At 71.6% G+C, this 19,703-nt stretch carries 7 protein-coding genes; 1 reads left to right on the top strand and 6 read right to left on the bottom strand.

From position 1 onward, the window contains the following. Positions 1-180: 180 nt before the first annotated feature. Both IEZ10_RS08115 and IEZ10_RS08110 read right to left on the bottom strand, forming a co-directional pair. Complete coding sequence (locus tag IEZ10_RS08115) at positions 181-939, bottom strand: lytic polysaccharide monooxygenase (RefSeq protein WP_189245865.1); 759 nt, start codon at positions 937-939, stop codon at positions 181-183. Positions 940-1,137: 198 nt separating this feature from the next. Next, positions 1,138-2,592 carry an alpha/beta hydrolase family protein gene (locus IEZ10_RS08110; protein WP_189245864.1) on the bottom strand — a complete coding sequence of 485 codons (1,455 nt, stop codon included), beginning with the start codon at positions 2,590-2,592 and terminating at the stop codon, positions 1,138-1,140. A 79-nt stretch (positions 2,593-2,671) separates the two neighbouring features. Here IEZ10_RS08110 and IEZ10_RS08105 point away from each other — a divergent pair, with 79 nt between their 5' ends. Beyond that, on the top strand, positions 2,672-3,235 hold the full coding sequence (locus IEZ10_RS08105) for an ArsR/SmtB family transcription factor (protein ID WP_189245863.1): 564 nt from the start codon (positions 2,672-2,674) through the stop codon (positions 3,233-3,235). A 62-nt stretch (positions 3,236-3,297) separates the two neighbouring features. On the opposite strand, the gene IEZ10_RS08100 is transcribed toward IEZ10_RS08105, so the two are convergent. From IEZ10_RS08100 to IEZ10_RS08060, 4 genes are all read right to left on the bottom strand, one after another. Then, positions 3,298-7,260: an endo-alpha-N-acetylgalactosaminidase family protein gene (locus IEZ10_RS08100; RefSeq protein ID WP_189245862.1), complete on the bottom strand. Its 3,963-nt coding sequence runs from the start codon at positions 7,258-7,260 to the stop codon at positions 3,298-3,300. Between the two features lie 266 nt (positions 7,261-7,526). Next, the gene (locus tag IEZ10_RS08095) at positions 7,527-10,319 is read right to left on the bottom strand and encodes a family 20 glycosylhydrolase (protein ID WP_189245861.1); all 2,793 of its coding nucleotides are present in this window, start codon (positions 10,317-10,319) and stop codon (positions 7,527-7,529) included. Between the two features lie 49 nt (positions 10,320-10,368). Next, the gene (locus IEZ10_RS38795) at positions 10,369-17,670 is read right to left on the bottom strand and encodes a beta-galactosidase (protein WP_229811063.1); all 7,302 of its coding nucleotides are present in this window, start codon (positions 17,668-17,670) and stop codon (positions 10,369-10,371) included. A gap of 844 nt (positions 17,671-18,514) precedes the next feature. Continuing rightward, positions 18,515-19,510 carry a LacI family DNA-binding transcriptional regulator gene (locus IEZ10_RS08060; RefSeq protein WP_189245860.1) on the bottom strand — a complete coding sequence of 332 codons (996 nt, stop codon included), beginning with the start codon at positions 19,508-19,510 and terminating at the stop codon, positions 18,515-18,517. Between the last annotated feature and the right edge of the window lie 193 nt (positions 19,511-19,703).

Here is a 19,703-nt window from a genome sequence, read left to right as displayed (position 1 = left end):
CCTCGGCGTCGGCGCGGGCGACCGCGCGCTCAACGACGAGCGCGGGCCACGGCACGATGACGGCGTCGTCACGCTCCCGTCGAACCCGGCGTGGTCCGTTACGGGTGCCCCGCGCCGTACGCCGGCGCGGGACACCCGCGGGCGGTGACCCGGTGATCTACCGGGTCACTCGATGAGGGGTCACACGGGCTGCCAGAGCGCCGGGACGTTCGACGGCTCCCAGCCGGGCAACGCGGTGTGCGCCTGGAGGCACCGGTAGGTGCGTCCGTTGTAGGTGACCAGGTCACCGGCCTTGTAGGGCGTGCCGGAGGTCCAGGCACCGCCGGGCGTCGTCGAAGGAGTCGGGGTGGGGGTCGGGGTCGGGGTCGGCGTCGGCGTCGGCGTGGGGGTAGGCGTGGGCGTCGGGGTCGGCGTCGGGTCCGGGCCGCCGGGACCCACCTGGAGATCGACGCAGTTGTAGAAGGCGTTCTCGGTGTCGGCGATGTTCCAGATGGCCAGCAGCTTGATCCGGCCGGTCCGGCCGCCCAGGTTCACCGTGTGCGTGACGACGGACCCCGGCTGCCTACCGCGGTCGTCGATGACCGCGATCCTCTCGCTGCCGATGTAGTACTCCCACGTGCTGGTGGCGTGGCGGGCCTCGATCAGCCACTTGAAGGTGACCGTGTTGCCGACCGCAGTGGCAGGCCAGGCCTTCCTGTCATCGTCGAGTGGAGCCCACCGGGGGTCACCGGCGCTGCAGTTGCGCTGGCCCTTGGGCCCCTCGACGCTCTGCGGCTCCCAGATGATCTGGCCGCAGTTGGGGACCTTGCCGGCGGCGCACCATGCCTGCCGGCTCGGCGGGTCCGAGATGTAGCCGTGGGCCGAAGCGGGCGAGGCGATCACCACCACCGATGTGGCGGCGACGATGAGGGCCGCCAGGGGTGCTAACAGTTTCCGCATGTCATGCTTCCTCTGTTGGGGGGGCAGTAAGTGAAACATAAAAGAAAGTTTCCTAACAGTAAACCCCGTGGTGGAATCCCGGCACGGACGGGTGTCAGGGGGAAAGGGCCTTCATGCCCGTCGCGACGGACCGCCGGCCGAAGGCCGATCACCGTGGCCCAGGCCGGCGGGAGGCCCGATTCCCCGCCGGCCCCCCGCTCACGGAAGCAGCAGGCCCCAGTAGAGGGCCCACGGGAGGAACGCGGCACCGCCGGCGAGCAGGAGGCCGAGGCGGGCCCGCTCACTCCGTGTCCCGGCCCTCCGCCACGCCCGGACCGTCCGGATGGAGGCGGCCACCGTGGTCAGCGCCAGGGCCTGCAGGGCCAGCCAGACGATCGGACGGTCCAGCAGCACCGGCCCCGGCGCGGCCAGCTTGCCCCCCGTCATGAGCAAGTAGAACAGATAGGCGAACGACCCGAGCAACGCGACCAGCCCGGCGGCGCCGAGCACGCGCGGCGCCGCCGGCAGGGCCGTACGGGGCCGCCCGCGCAGCCGGCGGACAAGTGCGGTCACCGGGTAGGCGGCGAAAGCGACGATCATCAGCGCCATTACGGCCGCCTGCACCGGGGCGGACTCCCAGGGCGCGGGTCGCTCCACCGGAACGGTCGGTGTCGCCTGCTCGGGCGCGGGGCCCGACGTGCTCGCCAGCGGCGGCCGTCCCGCGACGACCTCGCGGACCCAGGAGCCGACCAGGTCGGCGTACCCGGGAGCGAGGGCGGGGAGCCGGGTGACGCCGCCGTCGGGCGTGAGGTGGGCGGCGTGGTCGGCCCCGGCGAAGAACCGGAACGTGTAATGCCGGTTGCCGCCCTTCTCCAGCGCCCGTGCGAAGATCGGCGGGGTCTCCTCCGGCGGCGTCAGCAGGTCATGGACGCCCCAGATCGCGAGCACCGGCTGCCGCACCGCGGCGAGGGTCGGCTCGGGGTCGTACCAGGGCTCGGGGAACATCCCGCCGTCGGCGATCGTGCGGTACAGCTTCGGCTCGGCCCGGTCCACCAGCGATCCCGCCACACCCGCCTTGCGCAGACCCTCGGCGACGGCCCAGGTCTGCTGCCGCAGCGGCGTGAGCGCGTTGGCGCCGACGGCCACGACGAACGCGACGTCCCGCGAGCGGGAGGCCGCGAGGGGCGCGACCCAGCCGCCCTCGCTGAGCCCCCAGACGCCCACCTTCGCCGGGTCCACACCCTGCTGCGACCGCAGCGCGGTCACCGCGCCCAGCGCGTCGTCCGCGAGCGTCGAGTAGGACCGGCGGAAGCGGGAGTAGCCCTCCGACCTCTTGTCGTAGACCAGTACGGACATGCCTCTGCGGGCGAACTCCACGGCCTCGCCCATGAGCTTGGCGCGCGGCGTGCCGGTGCCGGCCCCGTGGACGAGCACCATACCGGGCCGTTCCGGCGACGCCTTCACCGGTGACAGCACGGTGCCGTGCAGGGTGAGACCGCCGCCGCCCAGGAAACTCACCTCCTTTCCGGTCAGGTCGGCGGGGACGGCGACCGGCGCCTCCCCGGGAGCGGACGCGTGTTCGACGGCGGAGGACGGCCGGGCGGCAGCGGTGGCCGCCGCGGGGGCGGCCACCAGGGAGAGGGCGAGGCCGGTGGCCAGGGCGATTTGACGCATATCGCCGATACTAGTCTGCAGACAGATCTCGGCAAAATTTTCTCTGCAGATATCGTTCTGAAGGACTAGGGTGAACCCCATGAAGGACGAGGAGCCGTTCCTGCTCGACGACCCGGCCCGCCTCAAGGCGCTGGCTCACCCCATGCGGCGCCTCATCCTGCGTCACCTCAACATTCACGGGCCCGCGACCTCCACGACGATCGGCGAACTGCTCGGCGCGAAGACCGGCACGACCAGCTACCACCTGCGCCAGCTGGAGAAGTACGGCTTCATCGAGGAGATCCCCGAGCGCTCGGCCGGCCGGGAGCGCTGGTGGCGCAGAACCGAGACCCCACGCGACCTGCGCGCGCCGACCCCCGGACAGCTCGCGCCCGAGGACCGCCCGGCCCTGGAGGAGTTCCACCGCGTCGGCTTCGAGGAGGACCGGGCGCTCCTGGAACGCTTCCCCGAGGCGTACCGGCGCGATCCCGACTGGGCCAAGGGCTCACGCGGTCTCGGCCGGATGACCAAGGAGGAGTTCGCCGAGTTCTTCGACGCCTACGTCGCACTGCTGCTCAGGTACAGCCACCGGGCGCAGGACGCGCCGCCGGAGGCGCGGCCCCTGCACATCCGGATGTTCGCCCTCCCCGCCGACGAGCCCTGAGCCCCCTGGCCCTGCCGCGGCCGGGATGGATGACCGAACGCGGCAGGACCCGGAGGCGACTCCTACGGCCGGTCGGCCGGGGGGTAGCCGGTCGGAAGGTCCGCCGGGGTGCCGTAGACGCGCATCTCGGCGGCGGCCGCGAACGGCTGCCCGTTGAGCGCGTTGAGGGCGGTGAACCTCACGTGGGAGGCGCGCACCGGGTCGAAGGAGACCTTCTGCGTCTGGGGTGAGTCGACGAGCGTGCCCTTGGCGACGGTCTTCCAGTTCGTGCCGTCGTCGGACACGGCGATCTCGTAGCCCGCCACCCGTCCGTTCTGTCCCCCGCTCTGCCGGCCGAGATAGCCGAAGCCGTTGACCTCGGCCTCGCCGCCCAGCCTCAGGGTCACCCAGTGGGGGTAGGGCGCGTTCGAATCGGTGTAGTCGGTGTGCCAGATGGTGCCGGGTTCTCCGTCCAGCACGTTGGAGACCGGACCCTCCGCCGGCCCTGAGGAGAGGTTCTCCGAGTCGGCGGTCGCGGTCATCGAGCTCGGCGCGAGCACCGGCGTGGTCGCGACGGTGGCCCTGGCGTCCGCCGACGCCGTCTTGGTGACGCCGGCGTCGGCGTAGACGGCCGTGACCTTCCAGGTCGCGGACGTCCCCGCGGCACTCGCCGGCGGCGTCAGGATCCAGGTGGTGCGCACGGTGGCGCCCGCCTTCACGGTGTCGAAGAGGTTGCCGTTCCGTTCCTCGACCTGCACGGTCCAGCCGGCGGGCAGGCCGTCGAACCTCAGGCCGACGTTCGCGATGTCGGTCTGCTCGTTGTTGGTGAAGGTCGTGACATACTCGCTCGGCACGCCGGCGCTCAGGTCGGCGCCGGCCGGGGTGGTCACGTTCGCGCAGGCGGCGCCGCCGTCCACCTCGCCGAGGTCGGTCACGCCGAAGTCGTCGATCACGAAGTCGGCGCCCGCCGCGCCGCCGAGCTTGCGCAGGCCGACCCAGGTGTCGCCGCAGCCGGCGACGATCTCCTTCGCGTAGGTGGCGGTGTCCAGCGCGGGCGCGATCGCGTCACGGGTGATGTCCTTGGACACGACCGTGCCGTCCCCGACCGTGTCCGCTCCCGTCACCCAGGCCCACTGACCGTCGATGTTGGTCTGGTACTTGAACGAGATCGCGTACCTGTGCCCGGCGGTGAACGGCACCGTGGCGGGAATGGTGCGATACACCAGGCCCGTGTTCTCCTCGTGGGCCTTCAGCGAGTGTCCGCCGCCGATGACGTCGTCCACCGCCCGGCCCTTGAGGGCGCCCGAGTCGTAGGGCGAGTAGGTGTTCTTCCAGGTCTTCTGGCTGTACGGCTCGTGCAGGTCGCTGATGCTGGTGCGCGGGTCGGTCACGCCTCCCGCGTCGCCCTTGACGAACGGCCCCCAGCCGGGCCGGTTGCCCTCGAAGTCGTCCCGGACGATGACGCCGCCGCCGGACGCGCCGCTCTTCTCCGGGAGCGGCGTGGAGGTGTCGATCATGATGCGCACGTCGTCGAGGGTGACGGCGGCGTCCCCGGCGGCCGCCCCGATCGCGACGGTGACCTTGCCGTTCCCGGGCGCGGTGAACGCGACGGACGCGCGCTGCGAGTAGGTGTCCCGCTTGGCGTCGGCCGCCATCTTGTTCTGTGCCGGGGTGGTGTCGAAACCGTTCTCGGCCCGCACCTCATGGCCGGTCACGGAGAGCGTGGTGGCACGGCGCCGCCCGGGACCGATCTCGACGTCGGCGCTCAGCGTGTACCGCCGTCCCGGTGCGAGGCCGGTCGCCTTCTGGGAGATGCCGGACTCGCCGGTCCCGAGCCGTACGACGTTGTCGCCTTTGCCGGTGCGCACGATCGCCGCCTCGCCTCGCGGGTTCCAGGCGTTCAGGTTCCCGGCGTTGAAGCCGGGGTCGTCCAGCCCGGTGCCCTCACCGTAGTGCGCGTCCCGGTGCGGCGCCTGGTTCCCGTTCGGGGCGAGGACGTAGGGCTGGTCCTTGTCCCCGGTCAGGGTCACCTGCCCGTCGTGGGCCCGGACTCGGCCGGCCTTCACCCGGCCCCGGTCGGTGAGCTTGTAGAGGGTGAAGGTGGGAGTGGAGGCGAACCGCTCGGTCAGGTCGAAGGTGTGCGTGCCGCCGGAGGCGCTGTAGTAGTACATCTTGCCGGGGTCGCTCGGCGAGGAGACGCCGTTGCCGCCCTTGGCCTCGCCCCAGGGCAGCAGGTAGGTGTCGCCCCTGAGCACGACCGCGTCGCCCATCGTGATCCGGCGCAGACCGTCGGCCACGCTGACGCCGATGCCGCCGGTGAGGGTGGCGGACCTGCCGAAGTCCCACTTCATCACCTGGTAGTGCTGGAGGAACTTGGTCGGCAGGTTGTCCGTCCAGATGTTCCGGTAGAAGGCGTTCCAGTCGTCGTGGCCGGTCCAGCCCTCGAAATCCTTGATGCTGGACCCGCCGAGCAGCGGATCGACGTTCCACACGTCACGGTCGGAGTTGGCGATGAACCGCACGATGTTGGAGTTGATGCCCTTGTTGGTGGCACCGCCGTAGTTCTTGTCGTTCGCCCAGTGGGACCAGATCGAGCTGCCCTCGAACTTGTACGCCCACTCCGTGGCGACTTCGAATCCCATCGAGCGCAACCGCGCGGCCAGTCCGTCGGCCAGCCAGCCGCTGGAGTAGTAGGCGTCGATGTAGAGGGTCCTGATCCCCGGAGCCTCCTTGCGGAGTCGCCGGAACCGGTCCAGAACGGCGCCCGTTCCCAGGTCGGTGCGCTGGTCGATGTGGTACGCCTGGTTGAGCCAGTCCCAGCCGTTGGCCTGGCCCTTGATCAGGGCATCGCTGAAGTTCTTCGCCTGCGGGTACGCCTCGGTGGCGTTCACGTGTACGGCGATGTCGGCGTTGTACCCGGCGCCGGCATCGGTGAGCTTGTTCAGGTCGGCGAGTCCGCCCGCCCGTGTGTTGTGGTTGCCGCCGTAGTCGGGGTGGGCCGAGTCGTGTCCCTCGTTGCCGTAGCCCTTCTCCAGGACCCACTGGCCGAGGTTGTCGGTGGCCATCGAGATCCGCTTGACGTTGTCGAGGGTCTTGAGGAAGGGATTGGTGGCCTGGCTGGCGAAGTTGAAGGGGATGCGCTGCACGACGCGTTCCGGCACGCGGTCCGCGCCGAGCGGGCGGGTCATGTGGTCGCGGTAGGCGATCGCGCCGTCCTGCCAGTCCACCCGGCCGTCGCCGTTGGCGTCGGCGGAGAGCACGACGGTCGCCTCGGGCAGGGCGTACGTCGTCACCCGCGGGTCGGTGGCGCCCCGTGGCGCGTAGGTGTAGTTGCCGACGGACAGCTCCGCGCGGCGGGCCCCGTCGCCGGCGTCCACGATCCGCGACTGCAGGCGGGTGTTCCAGTTGTCGTTGTTGTCCTGGGCGGAGTCGTCGGTGGCGTTGGTGATGATGCCGGCGGCCAGCTCGCCGTTGCTCACGAAGCCGTACGGCGTGCCGACGGGGGACTTGTCCGTGGGAGTGGCGCCGGTGATCGCGATGAACCGGTCCGCGGTGGTGGTCGAGTCCGTCGAGGTCTTCGTGCGGGCCAGGACCGCCTGCGGGGCGGAGGAGTCGACCGAGACGAGCGACTGGTCGGGGATCGCCAGCTGGTCGACGGTGGAGGCGGCGGCGCCCTCGATCTTCTTCACCGCGAAGACGACCGCCCCGCGGCCGGTCACCGTGATCGTGGAGGTGATGGTGAGGTCCGGCAGGTCGGCGAAGGTGGAGGTGTATTCGGCCTGGTCCCCGTCGGCCTTCATGGTCGTGGTGGCGACGTGCGGCGTGCCGTTGATGACGAAGGTGTTCAGGACCCGGGCCTGACCGCCGATCGTCCTGCCGTCCATCGTGTAGGAGATGACCTGCGGAAACTCCTTGGCCACCCGGACGGTCAGGCCCGGGCCGGTCAGCTCTGCCGGGGTCGCCGGATCCTCGGGGGGAGCCGGGACGACCGGGGCGGAGGCGGCGGCCGGGGCCGCGTAGGCCGGTTGAGCGCCGGCTGACAGCATGCACAGCGCGAGGGCCGCGCCGGCCGCGGCCGCGGCACCGGATCTCGGAAGGGGTGTGCGTCGGGGAGGTCGGAGGGAACACGGAGTCAAGGTTGCACCTGCCGGCTTTCGTGGGTGTGGTCGGGAGAACGAGAGAGACGGGAACGGCGCCGGGGCACCGGGAGCGGAGCGCCGTTCGCGTCATCGGGGTGCGTCAGCCGGCCGGGACGTCTCGCGGCCCGGCGGCGCGGGCCGCGAGACGGGGTCCGGCTGCCGCGGCAGGCGACTTACGGCGCGGCCGTCGCGTCGACGCCGACCTCGGCGACGGCCGCCCACGGGTTGCCGTTCACCTCGGACAGCTCGACGAGTCTCAGGTAGCGGGCCGTCGTGGCCGGGACCGGCACCCAGTGGGCCTCGGCGGTGTCGGGGAAGGCGCCCTTGGCGACCGGGTCGCCCCAGGAACTGCCATCGGTGCTCAGGTAGATCTCGTAGTCGCCGATCCGGCCGTTCGCCGACCCGCCGCCGCTGCCCTGCCGCGGCAGGTAGGTGATCGCGCAGACGGACTTCGCCGAACCCAGGTCGAGCCGGATCTCGTGCGGCGGCCGGGGGGCGTTCCGCGACCACTCCGTGTGCCAGTACGTCGCGGGGTTGCCGTCGATCGCGTTGGCGGCGCGGCCGTTCTCCCCTGCGGTCTCCTCACTGTCGGCGTAGGTGACGGCGGCCGGCCGGGTCGGGGCGGTCGCGCAGCTCAGCCGCACCTGTGCCGCGGCGGCGACCGAGTGGTGGACGCCTCCCACGGTGTAGCCGACGGCGGCCCCGAGGGACGTGGTCCCGGCCTGCGCCTGCCGCGGCGGCGTGGCGGTGAAGGACGCGGTCCAGGTCGCTCCGGGCGCGATGGTCGCCGCGGTCGCGCTGCCCGGGGTCACCGTCCAGCCGGCCGGGGCGGTCGGCCGGGCCTCGACCGAGGAGGCCGGCTCCCCGGTGCCGTTGGTGACGGTGACGGTCAGCGTCGTGGTGCCGCCCGGCACGACGGTCGCCTGGTCGGCGGCGGCGGCCACCTTCAGCGCCGGGGCGAGGGTGAACACCGCGGCCCGGTGTCCGTCCGGCACCTGCTGGACCAGGCGGCCGCCGTCGTCGAGCACGGCCACCATCCGGGTGATCGCGTTGGTGAGGGTGACACCGCCGTCAACCGCGGTGGCCTGCCAGCGCTGCAGCCGGTTGCCCGGGTCGCAGGTCTGCGCGGTGATCGGGGTGCCGGGCTGGAGCGGGGTGTTGAGGTAGCGGGTGCCGATCCGGGACTCCGCGCAGCGGCCGGCGGCCGCGTTCCGCAGCGTGTAGTAGCCGTCCGCGGTGGTGCTGACGTCCCACGCCGACTCCGCCGTGCCCGTGGCGAGCGACGCGCCCTCGGCGGCCGTGGCCGCGGACAGGAACGCGTCGCCCCGCGCGAGGGTGTACGTGCCCGGCTCGACCGGCGTCCGGTCCACGTTGCCGAACCCGGGCGCCCGGCCGACCGCGTTCACCCGGCCGGTGAATGCCGCGTAATCCGGGTCGGGCTTGGGCCGGCCCCAGGTGACCTGCGCGACCAGGCGCAACGGCGCGAAGACGTCGGACTCGACCTCGTTCTCGGTGTTGCCGGAGCCGTTGTCCGGCCACATCGTCATCTTGGCGCCGGTGATGCCGTCGGCCGACGGGACGGTCTCGCCCAGGAAGTGCCGCGGGTCCCAGCCGTCGTCGTACAGCTTGCGGGTGTTGACGCCGTAGGCGCCGCGGACGTGGTACAGGTCGTTGCTCGCGTTCATGAGCCGGCGCCCCTGGGCCAGCAGCCGGCTGGGCTTCAGGCCGTAGCTGTACCAGTGCTCGACGACGATGTCGGTGTTGAGCGGCACCTTCGCGGCGGTGGTGATGCCGTCGTTCCAGATCCGCAGCGTCTTGCCCTTGGCCTTCACGTAGTCGTCGATCCGGTTGACGAAGTCCACGAACGCGTCCTGCGGCACGGCGTCCGGTCCGAACTTCTCCTTCGCGTACGCCGCCATCTGCGGGTACCGGGCGTAGTCCGAGCCGATCATGTACTCGTCCGCGCCCATGTGCCAGTACGGCGTGTCGAACACCGTGAAGTACTCGTCGATGATCTGCGTCAGGAAGGTGAACGCCTCGGGCTTGGTGATGTCCAGGCGGCTGACCTGCTTCTGCCCGGAGCTGTCGGTGAGCTGCAGATCGGGACGGTTGCGGATCCACGGCTCGATGTGGCCCGGCGAGTTCACCTCGGGCACCAGCGTCACGTGGTAGCGGTGCGCGAGCCGTTGCAGGGCGGCGATCTGGGCCTCGGTGTAGTAGCCCCACTCGTTCGACTCGGGGTGGGCGGTGCTCTTCACCTTCAGCTCCAGCCACAGCTGGTTGAGCTTCAGGTACGCCGCGTCCTTCACCAGCCGCTCCAGCCAGGAGGTGGAGACGTTGATGACGCAGGCGCAGACGCCGACGCCGCGTTCGGCGTACTGCGGCACGTCGACGGTGCTGCCGGCCGGAACCGCCGCACCCGCCCGGAACATCTGCAGCAGGGTGCGGGTGCCGTAGAACGCGCCCGCGTCCGTCTTGGCGGTGACGGTGGCGACGCCGCCGACGGTGAGCGCGTAGCCCTCGGCGCCCAGGTCGGCGCGGGAGTCGTCCAGTCGCAGCACGATGTCGCCGGCCTTCGCCGCCGTGGTGCTGTGCACCACGGGCGGCCGCCTGCCGGTCTCCGCCGCGATGTCGTCCGCGAACGTCCGGGCCTCGTCGTGCACGGCGGTGGCGCGCGGGTCGACCAGCACGCGGCTGCGGCGGGTGAGCTGGAAGGCGCCCTCGGCGGGCTTCCAGCCGGACAGCGCCGGGACCGTCACCGGCGCGGTCGCCGCGTCCGGCGCCGCGGCCGCGCCCGCGGACGTCGGCAGAGCCGAGGCCGGTGTGCTCGTCAGGGCGGTCAGCGCGGCGACCAGGACCGCCAGCACACCGGTACGGCGCCGGGGAGCACGGGGCCGGAGTCTCCCGGCCATGGCGGCGAACGCCGGTGCCGCGGCGGCGCCTCGAATCAGGGGTCTTGGGATCACGGGTCTCGCCATTCTGTTCTCCGGTTCGTGGTGATCAGGCTTGTGTGGGTCAGGGGCTGGGAGTGCCGCCGATGTTGATCTCCGCGGCGCCGCCGAAGCCGTTGCCGGCCAGCGAGCTGAGCCCGACGAGCTTGACGTACCGCGCCGTCACGGCCGGGAAGGTGACGTTCTGCGGGGTGAACGCGGCGCCGAAGGTGCCGCTCGCGACCGGGTCGCCCCAGCTGACGCCGTCCGCCGAGACGTACACCTCGTAGCGGGCGAGGACACCGTTGTCCTGGTCCTGCCGTCTCAGGTAGGAGAGCCCCGTCACGTCGTGGGAGCGCCCCAGGTCCAGGCTGATCCAGTGGGGGAACCCCGGCTGGGCCGCCTGCCACTGGGTGTGCCAGAACGTCGCCGGGTTCCCGTCCAGGGCGTTGGCGGCCGGGGCGTTCTCTCCGGCCGTCTCCTGGCTGTCGACGCCGGCGACCTTCACCGTCTTCTGGTCGATGAGGTTCGGCAGCGGCTTGACGCCGGAGGAGACGTCCACGGTGGCCGTGGCGGTGCGGAGGCCCTGGCCGGCTGTGAGGACGGCGGAGCCCTCCGGCGTCGCGGCCGGGATGGGAAGGTACCCGTCGAAGGTCCCCGTCGGCGACGTACGGACGGTGCCGAGGGCCGTCGAACCGGTCGAGCCCGCGCTCTTCAGACCGAGGGTCACGTAGTCGCGGTCGTCGAACCCGGTGAGCGTCAGGTGGACCCAGGTCCCCGCCCGGACGGGGCCGCCACCGTCGCCGAGGGCGGCGGAGGCCGGGTCGGACGGTGTGAAACCGGGCTCCGCGGGCAGGGGCGCGTCGGCGGCGACGCCGACGTCGACCCGCGTGGACCGACCGTCGGAGGTGACGAGGACGCACTTCTCGGCGCCGTCGAAGGCGCGGTCGGCGACCGCGGTGTAGACGCCGGCGCTGTGGAGCTCGTCCTCGGCCTGCTCGGTGCGCCACCGCACGGGGGCCGAGCCGCTCGGGCACCTCAGCTCACCCGTGAGCGGGGTCACCACCGTCGAGGCGCTGAGCGGGTCGGGCCGGACGGCCGTCCCGTCGGCCGACACGGTGCCCGGGGCCACGAGAGTGGCCACCGGCCAGTCCGCGGTCGCACCTGTCCTGGCCGTGAGCGGGGTCGCCGCGACAGCATGCCGCCATGTCACCGCGCTCGTGGCGTAGAAGTTCGTCCCCCGCAGGGCGAGCCGGTCACCGAGCACGGCGAGCCGGCCGGTGAAGTCGGCCACATCCTTGTTCTGCTGGTCCGTCCAGCCGATCTCCAGCACCGACGCCGCACGTGGGAAGACGAGGAACTGAGCCTGGTCGCCTCCCCGCACGGTCTCCGACCACAGCGAGGCCTCGACGCCCAGCACACCCGACTCGGGGACGCCGCCGGAGACCGTCGTGGTCGGCTCCCACGAGTAGTATCGGTCCACGTCGCAGCTCCCGGAGCACGCCCAGGTGAGGCCGATCGGGGTGGACGCGTTGTACTTCTGGTCGAGGTAGGCGCCCCCCGCGGCCGACACGATCGCCTTGCCGCCCTTGGCGATGAAGTCACGGACCTGGTCACCGGAGCCGACCCAGTACTGAACGACGGAGCCGTTCCAGTATCCGGGGCCCTGGCTGAGGCCGGCCTCGGCGTACTCGCTCCAGCCGATGGTGCCCTTGCCGGTCGCCGCACGGACCTTGGGCACGGCCTTCGTGACGAAGTCGATGTAGCGGGTGTGGCCCATGGCGTGTGACTCGTCGCCGCCGATGTGCACGTAGTCGCCACCGGCCATGTCCGCGAGCTGCGCGAAGACGTGCTGGACGAACCGGTACGTCACGTCGGCCTGCTCGTCCAGCGCCGAGTATCCGACGCTGCCGGAGCCGTTCCAGGCGACGACACCGGTGGCGGCGTCCCGGGCCGGGAGGGAACGGGCGGTGTTCAGCTGCGGGATGGCGTGGAGGGCGGCGTTCGTGTGCGACGGCACGTCGACCTCCGGAACCACCTGGATGAAGCGGGCCTTCGCGTAGGCGACGATGTCGCGGAACTGCGCCTGCGTGTAGAACCCGGTGCGGCCGACCTCGTTCCGGTACCCCTGCTGGTTCATCGCGGTGATCCCCGACCGACCCGTCAGCTTCGCGTAGTCGATCGGATCGCCCGGGTCCTTGCCGTCGTCGGTGATCTGGATGCGCCAGCCCTGGTCATCGGCGAGGTGGATGTGCAGCGCCGACGTCTTCAGCATGGCGAGCGTGTCGATCGTCTGCTTCACCTCGTCAACCGTCTGGAACGACCGGGCGACGTCGAGCATCACCCCGCGGTAGGCGAAGCGTGGGGCGTCGGCCACGTGCACCGCCGGGACGTTCCACGACGCCACGACCTTCGTGGGCGCCTCGGCCCACACCGGCAGTAGCTGGCGCAGGGTCTGGACCGCGTTGAAGGCGCCGTGCGCGCTCTTCGCGGTGATGCGCACGCCCTGGTCGGTGACGTCCAGGAGATAGGCCTCGTCCGTACCCGCCGGCCCGGCCGCCGGGTAGGAGGCGGCCCGATCCAGAGTGATCGTTATGTCGCCCGAGCCCGAGCCGGAGGTCCGGACCGGAAGCGGGAAGCCCGTCGGTGTCCGGAGCAGCCCGGCGAGGAAGTCCGCGACCGGGGTGGCCTCACCCGACGCGACGACGGCGGTGGCGGGTGAGAGCGTGAACGGCTCGGCCCCCGCCTGCCGCGTCAGTGTCAGCGGCTTCGGCACGACGGACAGGGGTGCCGGGAGGATCTGCTCCGGGCCGTCCCAGACCTCCAGTTCCCACAGTGAGACGCCGTAGTACCGGCCGCCGATGGGGGTCCGCTTGAGCGTCTGCACGCGGACGTAGCGGTACGCCGCGCCCGGGGCCGCGTCCGCGCCGACGGTCTGGGTGTCACGGCCGCCGCAGGCCGGGGAGACGGCCCTCGTCGCGTCGGCCCAGGTGGTGCCGTCGGCCGATACCTGCAGCTTGTACTGGGCGGCGCACGCCGCCTCCCAGAAGATGTTCACGTGGTCGATGACCGCGGCGCGGGCCAGCTTCACCGTGATCCACGCACCGTCGGAGTAGTCCGACGACCATCGCGTCGTCCGGTCGCCGTCGATCGCCTTGTCGGGCGTCCACGACGTCGTCTCGCTCCCGGAGGCGTTGACGCCGGCCCCGTTCGACGCGAGGGCGAGGTTGCCGTGCGCCGCTGTCTCGGCGACCTTCAGCGGAGCGGTCGGCGTGTCGAGACCGTCCGTGACCGCGAGCAGGTAGTCGCCGGCGGCGAGGTACCGCGGCACGGTCAGCTCCCCGGCGGCCGTCCCGTCGTCACTGACGTCGAGGGCGCCGAGGGTGACCTTGTCGCCGGTGGACGAGGTGAGGGTGGCGGTGACCGTCTCCCCCGCGGCGAACCCCGCCGCCGTGACCGTGACGGACCTGCCGGCCTCCACGGTGCCGTGGTCCACGGACAGGGCCGGCGACGCCCCGGCCTGCCCGGCGGAGACCGTCACCTCGACGGGTGACGCCTCCGCGAGGGGCGCGTGGGACACCGCGTCGACGAGGGTCACCGTGGCGCGGTCGCCGCCCGCGGCGGTGTACCGATGCCGGGCGGTGTACCGGCCGTCGGCCACCGGCCAGGTGCTCGTCGTGCCGTCGCCCCAGGCGACCCGCGCGGCGGCCTGGACACCCCCGACGAGCGGGGGCACCGTGACCGTGCCGGTGATGGTGTAACGCTCGCCGGTGCTCGCCGTCGCCGCTCCCGCCGCGGTGACACCGAGAGCGGGCATGACGGGCGCGCCGTCCTGGACCGCGGGGAGACCGCCCGTCGTGTTGCCCACGAGCTTCAGCTGGACGTCGTCGGGGCCGGCGCCGTCCTCCTCGGCGACCACGGCGAGCGCGAAGTCGTTGCCGCCGTGCATGTCGAGGAATCCCGAAGGCACCGTGAACTCGGTCTGCGGCCCGACGTTCCCGGCGTAGACGCCGGTGTTCCAGCCGTTGACGAAGAGGATGACCCGCGACTTGTCGGTCTTCGAGGCGAAGCGGGCGCTGGAGACCCTGAGGACGAAGGACGCGTCCTGACCGTCCGGGACGTCGAGCGTGGCCGAGGAGCGGTACCACGTCACGCCGGCCTTCGGCGCGTGGAGGTCCGTCGCCGGCGTCCACGTCGCGTCGGGATGACCGGGCAGGTGCCAGCCGGCCCGCTCGCCGTACAGGCCGCCGTTGTTGTACAGACCGCGCGCGGTGTCTGGCGGGGCCGGGGCCTCGCCGAACCCGAGGGCGCCCCGCAGCCGCCACGTCACCGGTCCCGAGTTGCCCAGGGCAGCGCTGTGGAGACCGCGGTTGGCGCGCGAGGAGCCGTCGTCCGACCAGTCGAGGTTCTGGCCGAGGTTGAGGACGAGCGTGGACACGACGACCGGCATGCCGGCCTTGACCAGTCCGGCGGGCAGGGTGAGCGTCTGGTCCTCGCCGTTGGCCGGGCGGGCTCCGGCGTAGGTCCCGTTGACCCACACCAGCATGTCCGCGGCGGTGCCGCCCACGGCCTTGAGCCGGTCCCCGTACGCTCCGCCGCTCGGTGAGCCCGTGGACCCGTTGCCACGCAGCGAGATGCTCGTGAGGTCGGTCGCCGCGGTGTAGGCGGCGCGATACCACACATGGCCCTCGAAGGCGCCGTACGCGTGGGCGTCGAGGACGATGCCCTGGTTGCCCGGGCCCTGCCGCGGGTTGTGCGTCGTCTTCTTGTCCAGCGTCCGCCATCCCGGCCCGGCGGTCGCCGTGTCGGCGGAGGTCTCCGGGTTCTCCGGCATACGGGACCACGACAACGTCGGCGCGGTGACCGGCCGCGGTCCGGGAACCGGGGCGGTGAGGCTGGGCGCTCCGTTGGTCTTGCCGAGGGGGACGCCGTTGAACGTGATCTTCGGGTAGCCGGGTGGCGGGAAGACGGTGAGCGTCCCGGCGGACTGCATCGAGCCGGTGAGGTGGACCGTGCCGTCGGCGTAGCGGACGGCACGGACCAGATCCGCGCCGAGGACGACCGTCGTGAGGTTCCCCGCGGCATCGGGGCTCGCGCCGCTGACGCGCCAGGCCGTCGCCATGTCGTCCCGGGACAGCACCCGGATGGTGAGGGTGGGACGGCCGCCCGCCTTCACGACGACCTGCGAGGCTCCACCGTGGGTGTAGTCGAGCCGCAGCGAGGAGGTGGCCGCGTCCCACGCCGTGGTGACCGCGGTACCTGTGACGGTGACCTTGGGTCGCGTGGCGTAGTGGAGGACGGTCTCCCCGGGGTCCCCGGCGTAGCCGTCGAGCAGGAGCAGGTCGGAGTCCTTGATCGGGGTGAAACCGACGACTTCGGAGGTCGTGTAGTAGATCTCCTGGGCCCCGAGCTTGAGATCGGCGGCCACGCCGAGCGCGTCGCGGCCGTGCAGGCGCAGCGCGGTGCCCGTGTCCTGAGGGATCCGCGCGAAGGTCACCCCGGTGCCCTCCGGCGGGACGTTGAAGGCGTCGACCGAGACGTACGTGCCCGAGGAGCCCTGGTCCTTCTGCCCGCTGACCACGATCTTGATGGTGTGCCGGCCATCGTTGAGCCCGTTCTTCTCGAACGCGACCCACTGCTTGGTCTGTCCGGTGAGCGGGTGGTAGGAGTTCGTCCGGCCCGCTTTGACGTCGTCGATGTAGACGTCGCCGTACCCGTGGTTCTCCGACTGCGGCATGACGACCTGGATCGCGGTGCCCGTGAAGGTGTACGAGACCGAGTCGCCCGGCGTGTCGGAGAAGCTCTCGGTCCCCTTGTAGTCGTTGGCGGTCCAGCTGTGGCCCGTCGCGTGCGTCCACGAGCCGGTGTACTCGACCTTGCCCGTGTCCGCGTCGTCGGTCGTGAACAGGCCCATCGGCTGCGACCGGCCGAGCGTCAGGGGAAAGGTGAAGGACGTGTCCGTCGTGGCGTTGGAGTCGGCGAGGCGGAAGGCGATGTACCGGGAGCCGTTGCCGGTGACCGAGCCGGTCGCCTGGTTCTCCGTGGCCTGGCGGGAGAGAGCCAGCACGTCCGCGCCGCCGGGGGCCACGGTAACCGCCGGCGGGACGACCCGCTGCATGGAGGCGATGCCGGTCAGGGTGTCGAGCTGGTAGGCGAGCTGCTTCTGGGTCGTGAACTTCGCCGTGAGCCGGCGGTTCTCGTCGATCGCGGCGCCGTAGTCGTAGGACGTGAAGCCGGACGACGGGGAGCCGGTCCAGCCCCAGTTCGTGCCGCCGTACTCCATGTAGTGGTTGAAGAGCGTCACCCCGGAGCCGATGCTGTTCACTCCCCATTGGCGGGTGAAGGCCGGGTCGACGAACTGCCGGCACTTGGCGGGCGTGAAGGAGGCGCCCCAAGGGGTGAAGGCCCCGCCCTGCCCTTCGGCGATCATGATGGGGTTGCCGGTGATCGACGAGCGGAAGGCCGACTCGAGGTCACTGATGCCGCCGCGCCCCGCGTTGCAGTTGAAGCCGAGCGGATAGGTGTCGTACGTGTACAGGTCCAGACCCGTGTCGGCGCCGGCGCCCGTGCCGCCCGCCGCCTTCGGCACCCACCGCTTGTTGAGGCTGTAGTCGTTGTGCGAGAGCGGCACGGTGATGCCGTCGGAGCGGACCTGCTCGACGAGCGCCTTCTCGTAGGACGCGCGGGCCGCCGTCTCGGAGATCAGCTCATTCTCGACCTGGTAGAGGAGGATGGCGCCGCCACCATCCGTCACCTGATGCTTCCTGGCGATCTGGTCGAAGGTGTGCAGCCACTCCTTGGCCGCGGCGAGGTTCTGCGGCTGGGTGGAACGCAGGCCGTCGGGGTTGTTCGTCATGTACGCCGGCAGCCCACCCATGGAGGCTTCGGCGTTGATGTACGGCCCCGGCCTCGCGATGACGTAGAGGCCCTCCTGCTCGGCGATGGTGAGCAGCCGGTCGATGTCCCGGATCCCGGAGAAGTCGTACTTGCCGGGCGCGACCGAGTGAATGCCCCAGAAGAAGTACAGCGAGACCGCGTTGAAGCCGCCGGCCCGGACCTTCTGCAGGAGGTCCCGCCAGAGCTCGGGGCTGGGAAGCCGCCAGTAGTGGATCTCGGCGGAGAAGACGTTGAGGCGGGCGCCGTCCACCTTGAGCGAGTAGCCGTCCCAGCTGACCTTGTGGGCGGCCCCGTCATTGCCGGGGAAGCGGTACGTACCGGTGACGGCCGCCGGCGCCGGGGCCTGCCGCGCCGCTTCGGCATCCGGCGGGAGAGCGCCTCTGGGAGCCGCCGCCGCGGCCTGCGTGAACGTGCCGAGCGTCATGAGGGCGGCCAGCAGGGCGGAGGAGAACCTGCGCAATCGGTGACGGGGATGGGGGGTGATCGGCATCTGGTCCCCTTGATCTGAATGGTTGCCGGTGCACATCGCGGCGACGTCTGGTGCGGGTCAGGAGTCCGCTGTCGCGGAGAAGGACGGTCGCAAGAGCTGGAGGGCCTGGTCGGAGGGCCGTGTCCTCGGGGGGTGGCGGAGTTCACGTTGGAGCCGGCGGTTCCCGCCGCGTGAGGCGGCGCCGGCATGCGGACGCGGGCCGAGGTGGAACCGCATCGACGGCGGGACCGGCGTGTCCTGAAGGCCGGCGCGTCCTGCCGTGGGCAGGGCATGTCGGCGGCGCCCGCCCGGCCCGTCGGCAGGTCGTCTCGCCGTGTGCCTGCCGCGGTGTGGAGCCGCTGGGTGCGAAGTGTCTCGAAGTGCTCACCGGTCCCATCCGGGATGCGGCCGTCATCCGGCGCGACCGGTTTCCGGAAGCCACGCCACCGGCTCAGATGTGCCATGTCGAGCCGGTCCCGGCGGGGACGTACGTGGGGGCGGTCGGGGGAGATGCAGAGCCATGGTTTCCACCTGGCAGCTTCCTCGTGGCTCCGAAGGGGGACGAGAGAGACAGTAGATGAATGGCATCGATAACACCAGATATTGATCTGGGCTTGTTTCGCTGATGTTATCGATCCCATCGTCTCTGGTGCGCCAGACGACCGGCCGGGCTCCACCGCGCGGATCGACTAGGCCGGGTCCGGCTGGGGCATCGGGTGCTCACCGTCCTTCCGCCGCCGCGGCATGATGCGCTCCGGCTGCGGAAGGACGGCGGGCATCGGCCGCGCCGACCGGACACGGCCGGAGCCATGGCCCGGCGGGGCCGCCGACGAGAGCGGGACGGCCCCTTCGGGCGCGGCGACTCCTACGCGTCGCCCCGGCCGGCCGGCGCGGTGCTGGCGCGCACGATCAGGGTGGGCTCGACGGACGCGGGTTCGGGGGTGGCGTCGGGATCCGCGAGGTGGCGCATCAGGTGGGAGACGGCGAGGGCGCCCATCTGGGTGAACGGCTGGGCCACGGTCGTGAGCGATGGGGAGCAGTACCGGGCCAGGGCGATGTCGTCGACGCCGACGACGGAGATGTCGCCGGGCACCCGCCTGCCGAGTTCGTGCAGGGCACGGATGACGCCGAACGCCATCTCGTCGCTGGCCACGAAGACCGCGGTGACATTCGGGATCCTGCCCAGGATGAGGCCGTTGCGGTAGCCGGATTCGGGTGACCAGTCCCCCTCCAGCTCGGGCGGGACCGTCCTCCCCTCCGCCTCCAGCAGATCGCGCCAGCACTGGGCGCGACTGGCGGCTTCGAGCCACGCCCGGGGCCCGGCGACATGCCAGACGGTCTCGTGCCCCAGATCCAGCAGGTGCCGGGTCGCCAGGTGCGCGACCCGGGCCTGGTCGACGGCCACGACCTCGGTGGCGGAGGTGCGCGATCCGTCGATGGTGACGGTGGGCATCGAACCGGTGAGCTGCTCGATCCGCCTGCTCACGTGGATGAGCGGGACGGCGAGGATGACCCCCTCGACGCCCTGGTCGGCCAGTCGCGACAGGGCGTCCTCGATGGCGGAGGTGTCAAGGGAGACGGTGGTGGCGGTGTGGACCGAGTAGCCGGCCTCCTGGGCCGCGCTCTCGATGCCGTACATCAAGGTGATGCGCGAGTAGGAGTTGGTCTGCTGCATCACCACGCCGATGCTGCGGCTGCGACCGGACGACAGCATCCGCGCGGCGTTGTTCTTGCGATATCCGAGCTGGTCGACGGCCGTCAGGACCTTCGCCCGCGTCTCCTCCTGCACCGAGGGGTGGCCGGACAGGGCTCGCGACACGGTCTGGGGGGAGACCCCCGCGACCCGGGCGACATCGGCCATCGCGGGAGGCCGTGCGGCACCGTCACCCGCGCTCCGCAACTTCATGAGTCCCCCCTGCCGCCCCTCTCGCAGGTCATGATAACGCCATCAGCCGTTGCTTCCCGCGCCGATCCACGTAGTGGATGCCTGGTGGAGACCCTCATGGCACCGCTATCATCCCGGTGCCACGGCTCCGGCGCTCCAAGCACGAGCG

Source organism: Streptosporangium pseudovulgare (assembly GCF_014648055.1).
In the GTDB taxonomy this organism is placed as follows: domain Bacteria; phylum Actinomycetota; class Actinomycetes; order Streptosporangiales; family Streptosporangiaceae; genus Streptosporangium; species Streptosporangium pseudovulgare.
The sequence above is the reverse complement of the archived record's forward strand: the minus strand, read 5'-3'. Positions and strand labels throughout refer to the sequence as shown.